At 66.1% G+C, this 13,216-nt stretch carries 15 protein-coding genes and 1 tRNA gene; 9 read left to right on the top strand and 7 right to left on the bottom strand.

Features of this window, described 5'->3' with window-relative positions:
- Positions 1–6: 6 nt before the first annotated feature.
- Positions 7–501 (top strand): ATPase, encoded by a 495-nt coding sequence (locus tag ACLBKT_RS04590; protein ID WP_410181775.1) that lies wholly within the window; start codon positions 7–9, stop codon positions 499–501.
- On the top strand, positions 494–1,024 hold the full coding sequence (locus ACLBKT_RS04595; RefSeq protein ID WP_410181776.1) for a hypothetical protein: 531 nt from the start codon (positions 494–496) through the stop codon (positions 1,022–1,024). Before ACLBKT_RS04590 ends, ACLBKT_RS04595 begins: the two co-directional genes overlap by 8 nt.
- A gap of 67 nt (positions 1,025–1,091) precedes the next feature.
- Here the strand turns inward: ACLBKT_RS04595 and ACLBKT_RS04600 are convergent, their stop codons facing one another.
- From ACLBKT_RS04600 to aroA, 7 genes are all read right to left on the bottom strand, one after another.
- A complete protein-coding gene (locus tag ACLBKT_RS04600) occupies positions 1,092–2,072 on the bottom strand; it encodes an NADPH:quinone oxidoreductase family protein (protein ID WP_410181777.1) in 981 nt (326 codons plus the stop codon).
- Positions 2,073–2,076: 4 nt separating this feature from the next.
- The gene (gene gloB, locus ACLBKT_RS04605) at positions 2,077–2,832 is read right to left on the bottom strand and encodes a hydroxyacylglutathione hydrolase (RefSeq protein WP_410181778.1); all 756 of its coding nucleotides are present in this window, start codon (positions 2,830–2,832) and stop codon (positions 2,077–2,079) included.
- Between the two features lie 119 nt (positions 2,833–2,951).
- Complete coding sequence (gene rpsA, locus ACLBKT_RS04610; RefSeq protein WP_410181779.1) at positions 2,952–4,658, bottom strand: 30S ribosomal protein S1; 1,707 nt, start codon at positions 4,656–4,658, stop codon at positions 2,952–2,954.
- A 216-nt stretch (positions 4,659–4,874) separates the two neighbouring features.
- Entirely contained in the window at positions 4,875–5,495 is a 621-nt protein-coding gene (locus tag ACLBKT_RS04615; RefSeq protein ID WP_410181780.1) for a (d)CMP kinase, read from the bottom strand.
- Positions 5,492–6,520, bottom strand: coding sequence for a proline iminopeptidase-family hydrolase (locus ACLBKT_RS04620; protein WP_410181781.1), 1,029 nt, complete (start codon positions 6,518–6,520; stop codon positions 5,492–5,494). Before ACLBKT_RS04620 ends, ACLBKT_RS04615 begins: the two co-directional genes overlap by 4 nt.
- Positions 6,517–6,786, bottom strand: coding sequence for a CBU_0592 family membrane protein (locus ACLBKT_RS04625; RefSeq protein WP_410181782.1), 270 nt, complete (start codon positions 6,784–6,786; stop codon positions 6,517–6,519). The genes ACLBKT_RS04620 and ACLBKT_RS04625 overlap by 4 nt, the downstream gene beginning before the upstream one ends.
- Positions 6,787–6,892: 106 nt before the next feature.
- Positions 6,893–8,209, bottom strand: a complete 1,317-nt coding sequence (gene aroA, locus ACLBKT_RS04630) for a 3-phosphoshikimate 1-carboxyvinyltransferase (protein ID WP_410181783.1) — start codon at positions 8,207–8,209, stop codon at positions 6,893–6,895.
- Between the two features lie 198 nt (positions 8,210–8,407).
- Between aroA and ACLBKT_RS04635 the strand changes: the two genes are divergently transcribed.
- From ACLBKT_RS04635 to ACLBKT_RS04665, 7 genes are all read left to right on the top strand, one after another.
- Positions 8,408–8,749: a TIGR02300 family protein gene (locus ACLBKT_RS04635; RefSeq protein ID WP_410181784.1), complete on the top strand. Its 342-nt coding sequence runs from the start codon at positions 8,408–8,410 to the stop codon at positions 8,747–8,749.
- A 243-nt stretch (positions 8,750–8,992) separates the two neighbouring features.
- Positions 8,993–9,068 (top strand) — tRNA-Ala (locus tag ACLBKT_RS04640).
- Positions 9,069–9,200: 132 nt separating this feature from the next.
- Positions 9,201–10,655 carry a signal recognition particle protein gene (gene ffh / locus ACLBKT_RS04645; protein WP_410181785.1) on the top strand — a complete coding sequence of 485 codons (1,455 nt, stop codon included), beginning with the start codon at positions 9,201–9,203 and terminating at the stop codon, positions 10,653–10,655.
- 65 nt (positions 10,656–10,720) lie between these two features.
- Complete coding sequence (gene rpsP / locus ACLBKT_RS04650; RefSeq protein ID WP_410181786.1) at positions 10,721–11,206, top strand: 30S ribosomal protein S16; 486 nt, start codon at positions 10,721–10,723, stop codon at positions 11,204–11,206.
- A gap of 137 nt (positions 11,207–11,343) precedes the next feature.
- On the top strand, positions 11,344–11,850 hold the full coding sequence (gene rimM / locus ACLBKT_RS04655) for a ribosome maturation factor RimM (RefSeq protein WP_410181787.1): 507 nt from the start codon (positions 11,344–11,346) through the stop codon (positions 11,848–11,850).
- Between the two features lie 4 nt (positions 11,851–11,854).
- Positions 11,855–12,403 (top strand): glycine-rich domain-containing protein, encoded by a 549-nt coding sequence (locus ACLBKT_RS04660; RefSeq protein WP_410181788.1) that lies wholly within the window; start codon positions 11,855–11,857, stop codon positions 12,401–12,403.
- Positions 12,403–13,215, top strand: coding sequence for a TIGR04222 domain-containing membrane protein (locus ACLBKT_RS04665; RefSeq protein WP_410181789.1), 813 nt, complete (start codon positions 12,403–12,405; stop codon positions 13,213–13,215). Before ACLBKT_RS04660 ends, ACLBKT_RS04665 begins: the two co-directional genes overlap by 1 nt.
- Position 13,216: the final 1 nt, after the last annotated feature.

Consider the following 13,216-nt stretch of genomic DNA (forward strand, 5'->3'; position numbering starts at 1 on the left):
CCCATCATGCCTCAGATCGAACAAATCGCTGCAACACTCTCAAGCCAGGTTTTCTGGCTGCTGGTGTTCTTCGGCCTCACCTTTGTGTTCGTGGGCCTTGGAATGGTGCCCAAGATCATGGGCACGGTCGACCTGCGCGACCAGCAGATCGCGGGCGATCTGGCGGCTGCTCAGGCCGCACGCGATGAAGCGACGAGCCAGGAAGAAGCCTGGCGCAAGCGTGAAAACGCCAATCGTGCCGCGGCGCAGAGCGTGATCGGCGAAGCCAAGGCCAAGGCTGCGGCCGCTACCAGCGTCAAGCTTGCCGAGGCGCAGACCCGGCTCGACGGACGCCTGGCTGAAGCCGAAACCGCGATTGATGCCGCGCGCACCAACGCCATGGCTGAAATTGAAGCGGTCGCTGCCGATGCCGCGCGCGACATCGTTGCCCGCGTCGCCGGTGCCGAGGTGGAACCCGCCGCAGCTCAGGCCGCGGTCAAGGAGGTGATGGCGCATGGCTGATATTCTGATGCTGCTCGCCAGCGGGGCTGACGGCCATGCCGAGCCCGGCGTGCTGGGTCTCGATTCGTACCAGTGGGTCGCTTTGGCGATGAGCGTGCTGATCGCGGTCTTTCTGTGGAAGAAGGTGCCCGGCATCATCACCGGCGGGCTCGACGCCAAGATCGCGGCGATCCGTTCGGCGCTTGATGAAGCCAAGACCCTGCGCGCCGAAGCCGAAGCACTACGGGCTGAATATGCCGCCAAGATCGCCAGCGCCGAAAAGGACGCCGAAGCGATGCTGGCTGGCGCCCGCGAAGAGGCTGATGCGATCCTCGCCAAGGCCGAGGCTGACAGCGAAGTGATGGTCGCCCGCCGCCAGAAGATGGCCGAAGACAAGATCTCCGCCGCCGAGCGCGCAGCGATTGCCGAGGTCAAGGCCAAGGCTGTGACGGCTGCGGCGGCTGCCTCGCGCAAGCTCATTGCCGAACGCCATGACGGTGCGGCGGACAAGAAGCTCGCTGATGAGGTTATCGCCTCGCTCTGAGCCAGAGTGGAAAACCTGTTTGGGAAAGGGCGGTCCATCGCGGCCGCCCTTTTTCGTTGGCCCGCCCTTAGCAGTCCGGCAGGAATACCACCTTGCCCACCAGCTCGCGCCGCGCCATCGCATCGAAGCCTTCGCGCCAGCGGGAGAGCGGCAGCGTCCGGTCGATCGCGGGGGTGATCGCTCCGGCTTCGGCGAGCCGGGTGATCGCGCTCTGGATCGCGCGGCCCCGCTCCGGGAAGCGACGGGCATATTCTCCGGCGCGCAGGCCGACGATGCTGAAGCCCTTGATCAGCGGGATGTTGGTCGCGATGTCAGCGATCCGGCCTGAGGTGAAGCCGACCACCATCAGCTTGCCGCCGAAAGCGACGCAGCGGGTCGATTCGTCGAACACATCGCCGCCCACGGGATCGAACACGATGTCGGCAAGCGCGCCGTCGGTAAGGTCCGCCACTGTGTCGCGAAAGCGCCCCTCGGCCACAATCACGGCATCAGGGCGGGCGAGGGCGGCAATCCGCTCGACCTTGTCAGGCGAGCCGGTGGTGGCGATGACGTGGGCGCCGAGAGCGCGAGCGAGATCGCAAGCCGCAAGGCCCACGCCGCCGCTTGCGCCGTGGACGAGCACCCATTGGCCCTCCTGCAATCCGCCCTGCTCGACAAGGCCGGTAAACGCTGTCGAATAGGCCGCGCCCATCGCCGCTGCGGCGGGGAAGTCCATGCCTTGCGGCATTGTGGAAAGCTTGTCGGCCGGCACGCTGGCGATCTCGGCAAAGGCGCCGGTCTTGTTGCCGCCCATCACCCTGTCACCGACGGCAAAGCCGCTAGTCGGATCAGCCGCCAGCACCTCGCCCGCGAATTCGAGCCCCGAAGTGAACGGTGGCTGCGGCTTGAACTGATATTCGCCCCGCGTCATCAGCAGGTCGGGGAAGTTGAGCGAGGCGGCACGCACCTGCACGAGCACCTCGCCCGGTGCGCGCACAGGAGGCGGCAGGTCAGCCAGCGTCACGCCGGACAGGTCGTCCGACAGATGTTCGACCCTGAGGGCCTGCATGGGCCTAGAAATTGTCCTTGGCCGCCCGCAGCGCTGCAAAGGTCTCGTGCGGAGCCGCGCCGCCCCAGCGGGCCATCATCGCGGGATCGTCGGCGCGGAGGAACGGATTGGTCGCCAGCTCGCGGCGAAGCGTGGTCGGCACCGTGGGCGTATCCTTGGCCCGCTTGTCGGCGATCTCGGCGGCGTAGTCCTGCAAGGCGACATTATCGGGATCGGCGTGGAGCGCGAACTTGGCGTTCGACGCGGTGTATTCGTGCGCACAGTAGAGCAGGGTTTCGGGCGGCAGTGCCTTGATGCGGCTGAGGCTGTCCCAGAACTGCTGAGGCTGGCCTTCGAACATCCGCCCGCAGCCCAAGGCAAACACCGAATCGCCGACAAAGGCGATGCCGGCCGAGGGCAGATGGAACGCGATGTGGCCGTTGGTGTGGCCCGAAACGTCGATCACCCGCGCCTGCGTGTCGCCCAGCGTCACGGTGTCGCCGTGGGCAATGATGCGATCCACCGGGAACTTGCCGGCGACCTCGGCCGGGCCGGTGATGGTGCAGCCGGTCGCCTCCTGGATCGCCGCATTGCCGCCAGCGTGATCGGGATGCCAGTGGGTGTTCCAGATCTGGGTGATCGTCCACCCGTTCATCTCGGCTTCGCGCAGATAGGCCTTGGCATCGGGCGTATCGATCGCAACCGTTTCATGGCTGTCGGTATCGTGGATGAGGTAGCCGTAGTTGTCACTAAGGCACGGGAACTGGTGAACATGGATCATGCAGGCGACCTTACGCGCGCACGCCGCATGTGAAAAGGCCCGCCTGCTCGGTTGAGCGGGCGGGCCTTTCATGTTGTCCGGGGACGCTCACCCGCTTTGGGCAAGCGTCCGCGCTATCCTTAGTCCTGGCCCTTCTTGAGCGCCGCGCCAAGGATGTCGCCGAGCGAAGCGCCCGAATCCGACGAACCGAACTGCGCGACAGCTTCCTTCTCTTCCGAGATCTGACGCGCCTTGATCGAGAAGTTCGGCTTCTTCGAACGGTCGAAACCGATCACCATCGCATCGATCTTGCTGCCGACCTGGAAGCGGTCGGGGCGCTGTTCGTCGCGGTCACGGCCAAGGTCAGCACGCTTGATGAAGCCGGTTGCGCCATCTTCGCCGACCTGCACTTCGAGGCCGCCGTCACGCACTTCGAGCACGGTGACGGTGACGGTCTGGTTCTTGCGCAGGCTCGAGCCGCTGGTGGCGCCTTCAGCCGAGGGCGCACCCTTTTCGAGCTGCTTCATGCCGAGGCTGATGCGCTCCTTCTCGACATCAACGTCAAGCACGATGGCCTTGACCATTTCGCCCTTGCGGTGAAGCGCCAGCGCGTCCTCGCCCGAGATGCCCCAGGCGATGTCCGACATGTGGACCATGCCGTCCACGTCGCCATCCAGACCGATGAACAGACCGAATTCGGTGGCGTTCTTGACTTCGCCTTCGACTTCGCTGCCGACCGGGTGCTTCTCGGCGAACTCGTCCCACGGGTTGCGCTGGGCCTGCTTGAGGCCGAGGCTGATGCGGCGCTTGTCGCTGTCGACTTCGAGCACCATCACGTCGACTTCCTGCGAGGTCGAGACGATCTTGCCCGGGTGGACGTTCTTCTTGGTCCAGCTCATTTCCGAAACGTGGACGAGGCCTTCGATGCCCGCTTCCAGTTCGACGAAGGCGCCATATTCGGTGATGTTGGTCACCTGACCCGTCAGCTTCATGCCAACCGGATACTTGGCGGCCACGCCATCCCACGGATCGCTTTCCAGCTGCTTCATGCCGAGGCTGATGCGCTGGGTTTCGGCGTTGATGCGGACGATCTGCACCTTCACGGTATCGCCGATGGCGATCACTTCGCTCGGGTGGTTGACGCGCTTGTAGCTCATGTCGGTGACATGGAGCAGGCCGTCGATGCCGCCGAGATCCACGAAGGCACCGTAATCGGTGATGTTCTTGACGACGCCGTCGATGATCTGGCCTTCGACCAGGTCATTGATCAGTTCGCTGCGCTGTTCGGCACGGGTCTCTTCGAGCACCGCACGACGCGAGACGACGATGTTGCCGCGACGACGGTCCATCTTGAGGATCTGGAACGGCTGCGGCACGTCCATCAGCGGGGTGACGTCGCGCACCGGGCGGATGTCGACCTGCGAGCCGGGGAGGAAGGCCACGGCGCCATCGAGGTCGACGGTGAAGCCGCCCTTGACGCGGCCGAAGATGCGGCCTTCGACGCGCTTGCCTTCGCCGAATTCGCTTTCGAGCTTGTCCCACGCGGCTTCGCGGCGGGCGCGGTCACGCGAGAGCATGGCTTCGCCGTCAGCGTTCTCGACGCGGTCCACGAAGACTTCGACTTCGCCGCCAACGGTCAGGCCGTGGTCGTCTTCGCCGCGCGAAAATTCCTTGAGAGAGATGCGGCCTTCGCTCTTGAGGCCGACGTCGATCACGGCAAAGCCGTTTTCGATCGCAGTGACGGTTCCCTTGACGACGCGGCCTTCAAAGCCATCTTCGCCGGCACCGCCGAGTTGTTCGTTGAGCATCGCCTCGAAATCGGCGCGCGTGGGCATCTGAGTTGCCATAGGCTGATTTGGTCCTGTTTCGTTGTGCTACCGGCCACCGGTTTTTCCGGGGTCTTAAACTGCTTCCCGTGCACCATTGCGCGGGCTGGCAGGGCAAGAGGCCGACGTCTCCGCGCCGCCGAATGCGATTGCGCGAAGGTTCTTCAATCACCGAGGATTGCCTGAACGGCCGCGCGCCTAGGCGAGGGCGGGCCAAAATGCAAGGAAAACCGCCCGTCAGCCGAGCCGGGCCTCGACCGCCTCAATCGCCGCCTCGATCGCGGCTTCGCGGCCGAAGTGGGTGGTGTCGATCACCAGCGCACCGGGGGCCGCCATCAGCGGGGCGTCCTTGCGGTTCATGTCGCGCGCATCGCGGGCGGCAATGTCATGTTCGATGATCGCGAGGGCGACATCGATCCCGCGCCCCTTCATCTCGGCCCAGCGGCGGCGGGCGCGCTCGGCAACGCTGGCGGTAACGAACAGTTTCACCCGCGCTTCGGGCGCAATCACCGTGCCGATATCGCGCCCATCGAGCACCGCGCCGCCTTCCTGCAAGGCAAAGGCACGCTGCCGCTCGTAGAGCGCGTCGCGCACCGCCGGATGCACCGACACGCGGCTCGCATAGCCGCCGACGTCTTCGGAGCGCAGGATATCATCGTCCAGCAGGCTTTCGGCAAAGCCGCAGGCGGCGATGGCGTCGTGCGGATCATCGGGATTGCCGCCGAGCAACTGCACCTGCCGACCAACGGCGCGGTAAAGCAAGCCCGTGTCGAGATGCGGCAACCCGAAATGTGTGGCCAGCGCCTTGGCGATGGTGCCCTTGCCCGAAGCAGTGGGGCCGTCGACGGCAATGATCATTCGGCGCTCTCGCGGGAATCGCTGCGCTGGTCGATTCTGGCCATCCAGTCGCGGTAGATCGCTTCGGACACCTCGGGCCGTTCCGCAATGAAGGCGTGGCTACCGCCGGGGACGACCGCCAGTTCCGCGCCGGGGGTCAGCGCGACGAAATCCTGCACCGTGTCGATCCGCGCTTCGTCATATTGCCCGACCACGTACAGGATCCGGCTGCCATCGACGCGGTGCAGCAACGCGGTCGCATCGTATGTGGCGAGCGAGCCCGAAGCGCGGAATTCGGTCGGCCCCCACATGGCGAGATAGACCGTCTCGTTGAAACCCTTTCCGCCATATCGCGCGCGGTAGGCGATGGCCTCGGGGGAGGGGGCAGGGCGGTCAGGGCGGCCATTATAGGCGGCGTAGAAGGCGGCGGTGGCAGGCTCGCAGACGGCGGGTTCAGGCGAGTTCCGGCCTTCGCAGGCGCGGATCGTGGCGGCGACATCATCGGGCAATTCGCGGATGAGCAGGTTGGTGCCGGTGATCCAGTGCGACGTCGACAGGAAAGTGCCGCTCAGCACGGCTGAAGCAGTGTGCTCGGGATAGGCCGCGGCATATTCGAGCGCGAGCGCCGAGCCCCAGCTATGGCCGATGACATGCCACCGCTCGACGCCCAGTTCCTTGCGGATCGCCTCAAGTTCAGCAACGAAGCGCTCCGGCAGCCAGTTGGCGGGGTTCTCGGGCCGGTCGGACATGCCGCTGTCGAGCTGGTCGTAGAGGATCACCGGGCGCGTGTCGGCCAGGCTGAGGAGGCCGCCGAAGTTGACATGGGTTCCCCCCGGGCCGCCGTGGATCATGATGACCGGGGTCGCGCCCTTGCCGATGGTGCCATTGACCCGCACCCAGACCTTGCCGCCTTCCACGGCGACCCGGTGTTCCGATGTGGCGACCGACCAATCTGTGGCGGGATCGGTCGGGAGGGTAGCGGTCTGCGCTTGCGCGGTGATCGGGAGCAGGGCGAGGGCGGCGGCGAGGAGTGGCTTCGAGATCATGGCTGTTCTCCCTCGGTGTCGCGGGCCAGCCATGCGCGCACCAGTCCGATGATCGCAATCGAGGCCCAGAAGAATTCGAGCACGAGGCTCGCCCAATTGGTGTGATAGATCAAGGACACCGTCAGCAGCGCCGCGCCCAGCAGATTGGTGCCGTGGAGCAGGAAGGGATTGGTCGCCTTGGCCAGCGTCAGATAGGCATAGGCGCCGATGATGCAGGCCGTGCCGCACAGGCCGACGATGCTCGGCCAGTCGAGCGGGGTGTTCATCGCTGAACCCCGCGTTCGTCATCCCCGCGCAGGCGGGGATCCAGCTTCTGTGCAGCGGCTCCGAACAGCGGGATCCCCGCCTGCGCGGGGATGACGAGGTAGGGCGTCATCCTGCCGCCTCAGCCAGCAGCCCCATGAAGGTCGGGAAGCTGGTGTTGATCGGCGCGATGTCGTCGACCTCCACGCCGCCCTCGCTGACAAGGCCCGCCACCGCCATGCTCATGGCGATGCGGTGATCGAGCAGCGACTTCACGCGCCCGTTCGCCGTGCCGCGCAGCGGCTCGCCGCCGGTGCCGTGGATGGTGAGGCCGTCCTCATGCTCTTCCACCCTCGCACCCGCAGCGGTCAGCGCGGCGGCCATCGCGGCGAGGCGGTCGCTCTCCTTGACGCGCAGTTCCTCGAGGCCGGTGGTGCGGGTGGTGCCTTGTGCGAGCGCGGCGGCGACGAACAGCACCGGAAATTCGTCGATCATGGCGGGCGCTATCGCCGGGTCGACTTCGATGCCGCGCAGCTGCGCATGGCGCACCCGCAAGTCCGCCACCGGCTCGCCGCCAACGTCGCGGGGGTTCACCTCTTCGATATCCGCGCCCATCTGGCGCAGCACGTGGAGCAGCCCCGCACGGGTCGGGTTGAGGCCGACGTTGCGGATCGTGAGGTCGCTCCCCGGCACAATGCTCGCCGCGACCATGAAGAAGGCGGCGGAGGAGGGATCGCCGGGGACGGTCACGTCCATCGGCTTGAGCTCTGCCTCGCCGCGGATCGCAATGACGGTCTCGCCATTTTCTTCGCCCACTTCCAGCTTCGCGCCGAAGCCGGTCAGCATCCGCTCGGTATGGTCGCGGGTGGGGACGGGCTCGATCACGCGGGTGATGCCGGGGGTGTTGAGGCCGGCGAGCAGGATGGCGCTTTTCACCTGCGCGCTTGCCACCGGGAGCCGATAGGTGATCGGCACAGCGGGCGACGCACCGCGCAGCATCAGCGGCAAGGTGCCGCCCGCCGAGGCTTCGAACGAAGCGCCCATCTGCGAAAGCGGGTCGATCACGCGCTTCATCGGGCGGCCCGAAAGGCTCGCATCGCCTACGAAGGTCGCGGTGATGGCATGGCTCGCCACAAGGCCCATCAACAGCCGCGTCGACGTGCCGGAATTGCCCATGTCGAGCGCGACCTTGGGCTCCAGCAGGCTGCCGACGCCGACGCCGTCGACCGTCCAGGTGCCATCCTCGTGGCGGGCAATGTGCGCGCCGAAGGCCCGCATCGTGGCGGCGGTGGCCAGCACATCCTCGCCTTCGAGCAGGCCGGTGATGGTGCTGCGGCCCACCGCGAGCCCGGCAAACATCAAGGATCGGTGGCTGATCGACTTGTCGCCGGGGACGCTGATCGCGCCGGTGAGCGGGCCGAGGGCGGAGAAACGGTGGCTGGTCATGAGGCGGCGGTCTTTGACAGCGCCCCGCGCTTCTGGCAAGGCGCGCCGCGCATCGGGCCCGACCCGTTGATTCATGGCGCCCATGACCAAGGCCCTTGAATCAAGTCAGGCCGGAACCCACAATTCTCGTGCAATCCCGCGAATTCGCAACCGCGCTTCGCCCGCCCTGCTTCGGGGCGGCCAGTTTGAGGAATACAGATGGCAAAGCCCGAATGGGGTACCAAGCGTACCTGCCCCAAGTGCGGGGAGCGCTTCTACGATCTCGGTAAGGAAGACCCGGTCACCTGCATCGAGTGCGGTGAGACCTGGACGCCCGAACCGGTGCTCAAGTCGAAGCAGCCGATTCCCTTCGAGGAAGTCGAAAAGAAGAAGGATGTCGATGCTGACGCCGATCTCGGCGGCGATGACGATATCGATGATCTGGAAGACATCGAGGACATCGACGAGGACGGCGATTCGCCCGACAATGATGTCGACCTCGGCGGCGACGACGATCTGGGCGTTGCCACCTCGGGCGACGACGAAGATCACGAGAATTGATCGAATTGCGGGCCCGCCTCCGCGGGCCCGTCCTCGGCGCTGTTCCCGCCGCCATGCGGCGGGGCGCCTGCGGCTCGCGCGCTTGCGCTCGCGGCCGCGATGCGGCCGGACCCCCACTTCACCGATGAAGCTGTGATTATTGGGCCCGGTCGATCAAAATACGCTTGCCAAGGGAAGGCGGCCCCACTAATGGCCGCCTCCCGCAAGCAGGGCACGCAGCCTTGCTCGCATGATGACTGGCTCGGGGCCTTAGCTCAGCTGGGAGAGCGCAACACTGGCAGTGTTGAGGTCAGCGGTTCGATCCCGCTAGGCTCCACCAGTCATCCTGATCAAAGTCGAAAGGCTCGCATCCCTCAGGGAGCACCTTCCGCAACGCTGGCCGACGAGGTTTCGTCCGCCGGCGTTTTTCGCATTTTCCGGGCGCTTGCGTGTCCGGCAGGAGAAGTTGGCGATGTTCGACACGCTGTCCGACCGTCTTGGCGGGGTCTTTGACAAGCTCAAGGGCCGCGGCGCGCTGCGCGAGCAGGACGTGCGCGACGCGATGCGCGAAGTGCGGATCGCGCTGCTCGAAGCCGATGTCGCGCTGCCCGTCGCCCGCCGCTTCATTGATGCCGTTACCGAAAAGGCCGTGGGGCAGGACGTGCTGCGCTCGGTCACGCCGGGGCAGATGGTCATCAAGATCGTCCATGATGAACTGGTCGAAACGCTGGGCGGGATGGAGGTCGAAGGCCTCAGGCTTGATGCCAAGCCGCCGGTTGTGATCATGATGGTCGGCCTGCAAGGCTCGGGCAAGACCACCACCACCGCCAAACTCGCCAAGCTGATCCGCGAGCGCCACGGCAAGAAGGCGCTGATGGCCTCGCTCGACGTGAACCGTCCGGCCGCGCAGGAGCAGCTGGCGGTGCTGGGCGGGCAGGTCGATGTCGCCACCCTGCCGATCATCGCCGGCCAGCAGCCGGTCGACATCGCCCGCCGGGCGATGGAAGCCGCGCGCCTCCAGAATTTCGACGTCCTGCTGCTCGACACCGCGGGCCGCCTCCATGTCGACGACGCGCTGATGGCCCAGATGAAGGCCGTCGCCAGCGTTTCGGCGCCGAACGAAGTGCTGCTGGTGGTGGACTCGCTCACCGGTCAGGACGCGGTCAACGTCGCCCAGAGCTTCACCAACGAGGTGCCGCTCACCGGCGTGGTGCTGACCCGCATGGACGGCGACGCGCGCGGCGGTGCGGCGCTCTCGATGCGCGCGGTTACCGGCAAGCCGATCAAGTTCGCAGGGACCGGCGAAAAGCTCGACGCGATCGAGCCCTTCCGCCCCGGCTCGGTTGCCGACCGCATCCTCGGCATGGGTGACGTCGTCAGCCTCGTCGAGAAGGCCGCCGCGACGATCAAGGAAGCCGACGCCGAGAAAATGGCGCGCAACCTCGAGAAGGGCAAATTCGATCTCGACGATCTCGCCATGCAGTTGAAGCAGATGCGCAACATGGGCGGCCTCGGGATGCTGGCAGGCATGATGCCGGGCATGAAGAAGGCCAAGGCTGCGATGGCCAGTTCCGGGATGGACGATAAGGTGCTCGTCCACATGGAGGCGATCATCTCCTCGATGACCGCCAAGGAACGCGCCAACCCCGACCTGATGAACGCCAAGCGCAAGAAGCGCGTCGCGGCGGGCAGCGGGACCGACGTGCAGACGGTCAACAAGGTGCTCAAGATGCACCAGGAAATGGCCCGCGCGATGAAGCAGATCAAGAAGATGGGCGGGCTCAAGGGCCTCGCCGCGATGTTCGGCGGCGGCGGCATGGGCGGCATGGGCGGCCCTCCGACCGGCGGCCTTCCGGGCCTCGGCGGCCCCGGTGGCCCGATGGACGGCCTGCCGGGTCTGGGCGGCCCGCCCAAGTTCAAGAAATAGTTTCAAGTCAGTCAGTTCAGTTCAGTTCAGTTCAAAAGTTCAATTCACTCGAAAGGTAACTACTCATGTCGATTTCCATCCGGCTCTCGCGCGGCGGTGCCAAGAAGCGTCCCTATTACCGCATCGTCGTCGCCAACAGCCGCTCGCCCCGCGACGGCAAGTATCTCGAGCAGATCGGCACCTACAACCCGCTGCTCGCCAAGGATTCGCCGGAGCGCGTGAAGCTGGTCGAAGATCGTGCCCGCTACTGGCTCGGCGTCGGCGCGCAGCCGACCGACCGTGTCGCCCGCTTCCTCGATGCCGCCGGCATCAAGGAGCGTGCGGCCCGCAACAACCCCAAGAAGGGTGAGCCGGGCGAGAAGGCCAAGGACCGCGCCGAAGAACGTGCCGCCAAGATCGCCGAGGCCGAAGAAGCCGCGCGCGCCGCTGAAGAAGAAGCCAAGGCCGCTGCCGCTGCCCCGGCTGCCGAAGAAGCGCCCGCCGCTGAAGAAGCTGCCGCCGAGGAAGCGCCTGCCGAAGAAGCCGCCGCTGAAGAGCAGGCCGAAGGCTAAGCCACAATGCCTTCCTCCGTTCGTCCTGAGCCTGTCGAAGGACCGCACGTCTCCTTTTGCTTCGCCGCGAAGAGAGAACAGGGGTTGGCCAAGGCCAGCTTCGCTTCCGACAAGCTCAGCCCGAACGGGGATTGACAATGACGAACACCAAACCCGTCACCCTCGCCGCCATCATCGGCGCGCACGGGGTGGCGGGCGAGGTGCGCCTGAAGCTGTTCGGCGACGGGATCGCCACACTGGCGAAGCAGAAAAGCTTCAACGGCGGGGCGCTCACCCTCTTGAAGATCCGCGAGGACGGCAAGGGCGGCGCGATCGCGCGGCTGGCTGAAAGCACCTCGCGCGGGGATGCGGAAAAGCTGCGGGGTACCGCGCTGACCGTCCCCCGCGACGCCTTGCCTCCCCTGGCGGAGGGCGAGTTCTACCATGCCGACCTGCTCGGACTGCCAGTCGTCACCGACACCGGGGCGAGCGTTGGCACCGTGCTGGCGGTCGAGAATTTCGGCGCGACCGACATTATCGAGATCGCGCTCGACCCGGTGCCCGAAAAGGGGCCCAAGACCTTCATGGTCCCGATGATCCCCGCTGCGGTGATCGAGTGGGATGACAACAGGCTTGTGATCAGCGCCAATTTCGCCGATAATTGAGGGCGTGGAGATACCCGCCGACGCCGCTCTTTGGCAGCGCATCGCCGACCATCACATCGGCCCAGCGGACGCATCGCTCACTTTCGTCGCCCGGCTTGCCCGCGAAAACCGCTGGAGCCTGCCACACGCCCACCGCGTGATCGATGAGTACAAGCGCTTCTGCTACCTCGCGATGACTGCCGGACACGAGATCACGCCGTCTGACGCGGTGGATCAGGCCTGGCACCTCCATCTCACCTATAGCCGCGATTACTGGGAAGTGTTCTGCCCTGTCGTGCTGACGTCGCCCTTGCACCACGGCCCCACGCAGGGCGGCGAGATCGAGCGGACGCGGTTCTACCGCCAATATGCCGATACGCTCGCCGCCTATGAGGCCGCCTTCGGCGCGCCGCCGCCTGCCGACATTTGGCCGACGGCCAACCGGCGGTTTTCCGTCGATCCCAAAGGTGTTCGCGTTAACCTGTTGGATGATATTGTCCTCAATCGCCGGGTCGCTCTGGCGCTGGGCCTGATTGTCTTTCTGGCAGGCTTCATCGCGGGAAGGATGATGTGATGCAGCTGTTCTCGTCCTGGACGGGCAGCGATTTCTTGCTGTTTTACGCGATGTTGCTTGGTCTTGCGACCTTCGCTGCATGGTGGCTGCCCGCGCATCTGCGCGAAGCGGGGCGGCTGGGCGAGACCGATGATCTCGAAGGCATCGCGCTGCTGGCAGGTGGCCGCCAGCGCATGGCCGATTCGCTTCTGGCCGATCTCTATGTGCGCGGCGCGCTGGTTCCGGGCGAGCAGGGCAAGCTTCACGTGGCTGCGCGCGATCTGCCTGCCAGTCCCGGCGGCAAGGCGCTGCTGGCCATTGATGCGCCTGTCACGCTCGACGACGCACGCCGCGCCATTCACATCCATGCCGACCGGGTCGCGGCTCGTCTGCGCCGTGCAGGCCTGCTGCTGCGCCCTGAGGAGCACAATCGCTTGCGTCTGTTATCGGTCGCGCCCTTCGGCGCGCTGTTCGTGCTTGGCCTCTATCGCCAGCGGGCGGGGAGCGCGCTGGACGAGCCGACCGGATTTCTGGTTGTGCTGCTGGGCGTGACGGTCGCACTGGCGGTGATCCGCTTCGTCAAGAGCGATCCGCGCACCGCGGCGGGCGTGGCGACCGTGCAGCAGATGCGTGCCCGCAACGGCCGCTTTGCCCGTGCACCCCGGCCTGACGAGGCGGCGATGGCGGTGGCCTTGTTCGGCACCGGGGTTCTGGTTGGCACCCCGTGGGAGGCGGTTCACGCCATGCGCCAAAAGGATGGCGACGGCGGCGGTGCCGATGGCAGCAGCGACGGCGGCTGCGGCGGTGGTGGCTGCGGCGGTTGCGGAGGCTGAC

The organism is Erythrobacter sp. W302b (assembly GCF_046452395.1).
Classification (GTDB): domain Bacteria; phylum Pseudomonadota; class Alphaproteobacteria; order Sphingomonadales; family Sphingomonadaceae; genus Erythrobacter.

Bases quoted from the DNA above. Each gene is read 5' to 3' on its own strand.
- ACLBKT_RS04615 (WP_410181780.1), bottom strand. From the start codon at position 5,495: ATGATCATTGCCGTCGACGGCCCCACTGCTTCGGGCAAGGGCACCATC.
- ACLBKT_RS04635 (WP_410181784.1), top strand. From the start codon at position 8,408: ATGGCAAAGCCCGAATGGGGTACCAAGCGTACCTGCCCCAAGTGCGGG.
- rpsA (WP_410181779.1), bottom strand. From the start codon at position 4,658: ATGGCAACTCAGATGCCCACGCGCGCCGATTTCGAGGCGATGCTCAAC.
- aroA (WP_410181783.1), bottom strand. From the start codon at position 8,209: ATGACCAGCCACCGTTTCTCCGCCCTCGGCCCGCTCACCGGCGCGATC.
- ACLBKT_RS04625 (WP_410181782.1), bottom strand. From the start codon at position 6,786: ATGAACACCCCGCTCGACTGGCCGAGCATCGTCGGCCTGTGCGGCACG.
- rpsP (WP_410181786.1), top strand. From the start codon at position 10,721: ATGTCGATTTCCATCCGGCTCTCGCGCGGCGGTGCCAAGAAGCGTCCC.
- ACLBKT_RS04665 (WP_410181789.1), top strand. From the start codon at position 12,403: ATGCAGCTGTTCTCGTCCTGGACGGGCAGCGATTTCTTGCTGTTTTAC.
- ACLBKT_RS04600 (WP_410181777.1), bottom strand. From the start codon at position 2,072: ATGCAGGCCCTCAGGGTCGAACATCTGTCGGACGACCTGTCCGGCGTG.
- gloB (WP_410181778.1), bottom strand. From the start codon at position 2,832: ATGATCCATGTTCACCAGTTCCCGTGCCTTAGTGACAACTACGGCTAC.
- ACLBKT_RS04590 (WP_410181775.1), top strand. From the start codon at position 7: ATGCCTCAGATCGAACAAATCGCTGCAACACTCTCAAGCCAGGTTTTC.
- ACLBKT_RS04620 (WP_410181781.1), bottom strand. From the start codon at position 6,520: ATGATCTCGAAGCCACTCCTCGCCGCCGCCCTCGCCCTGCTCCCGATC.
- ACLBKT_RS04595 (WP_410181776.1), top strand. From the start codon at position 494: ATGGCTGATATTCTGATGCTGCTCGCCAGCGGGGCTGACGGCCATGCC.
- ffh (WP_410181785.1), top strand. From the start codon at position 9,201: ATGTTCGACACGCTGTCCGACCGTCTTGGCGGGGTCTTTGACAAGCTC.
- rimM (WP_410181787.1), top strand. From the start codon at position 11,344: ATGACGAACACCAAACCCGTCACCCTCGCCGCCATCATCGGCGCGCAC.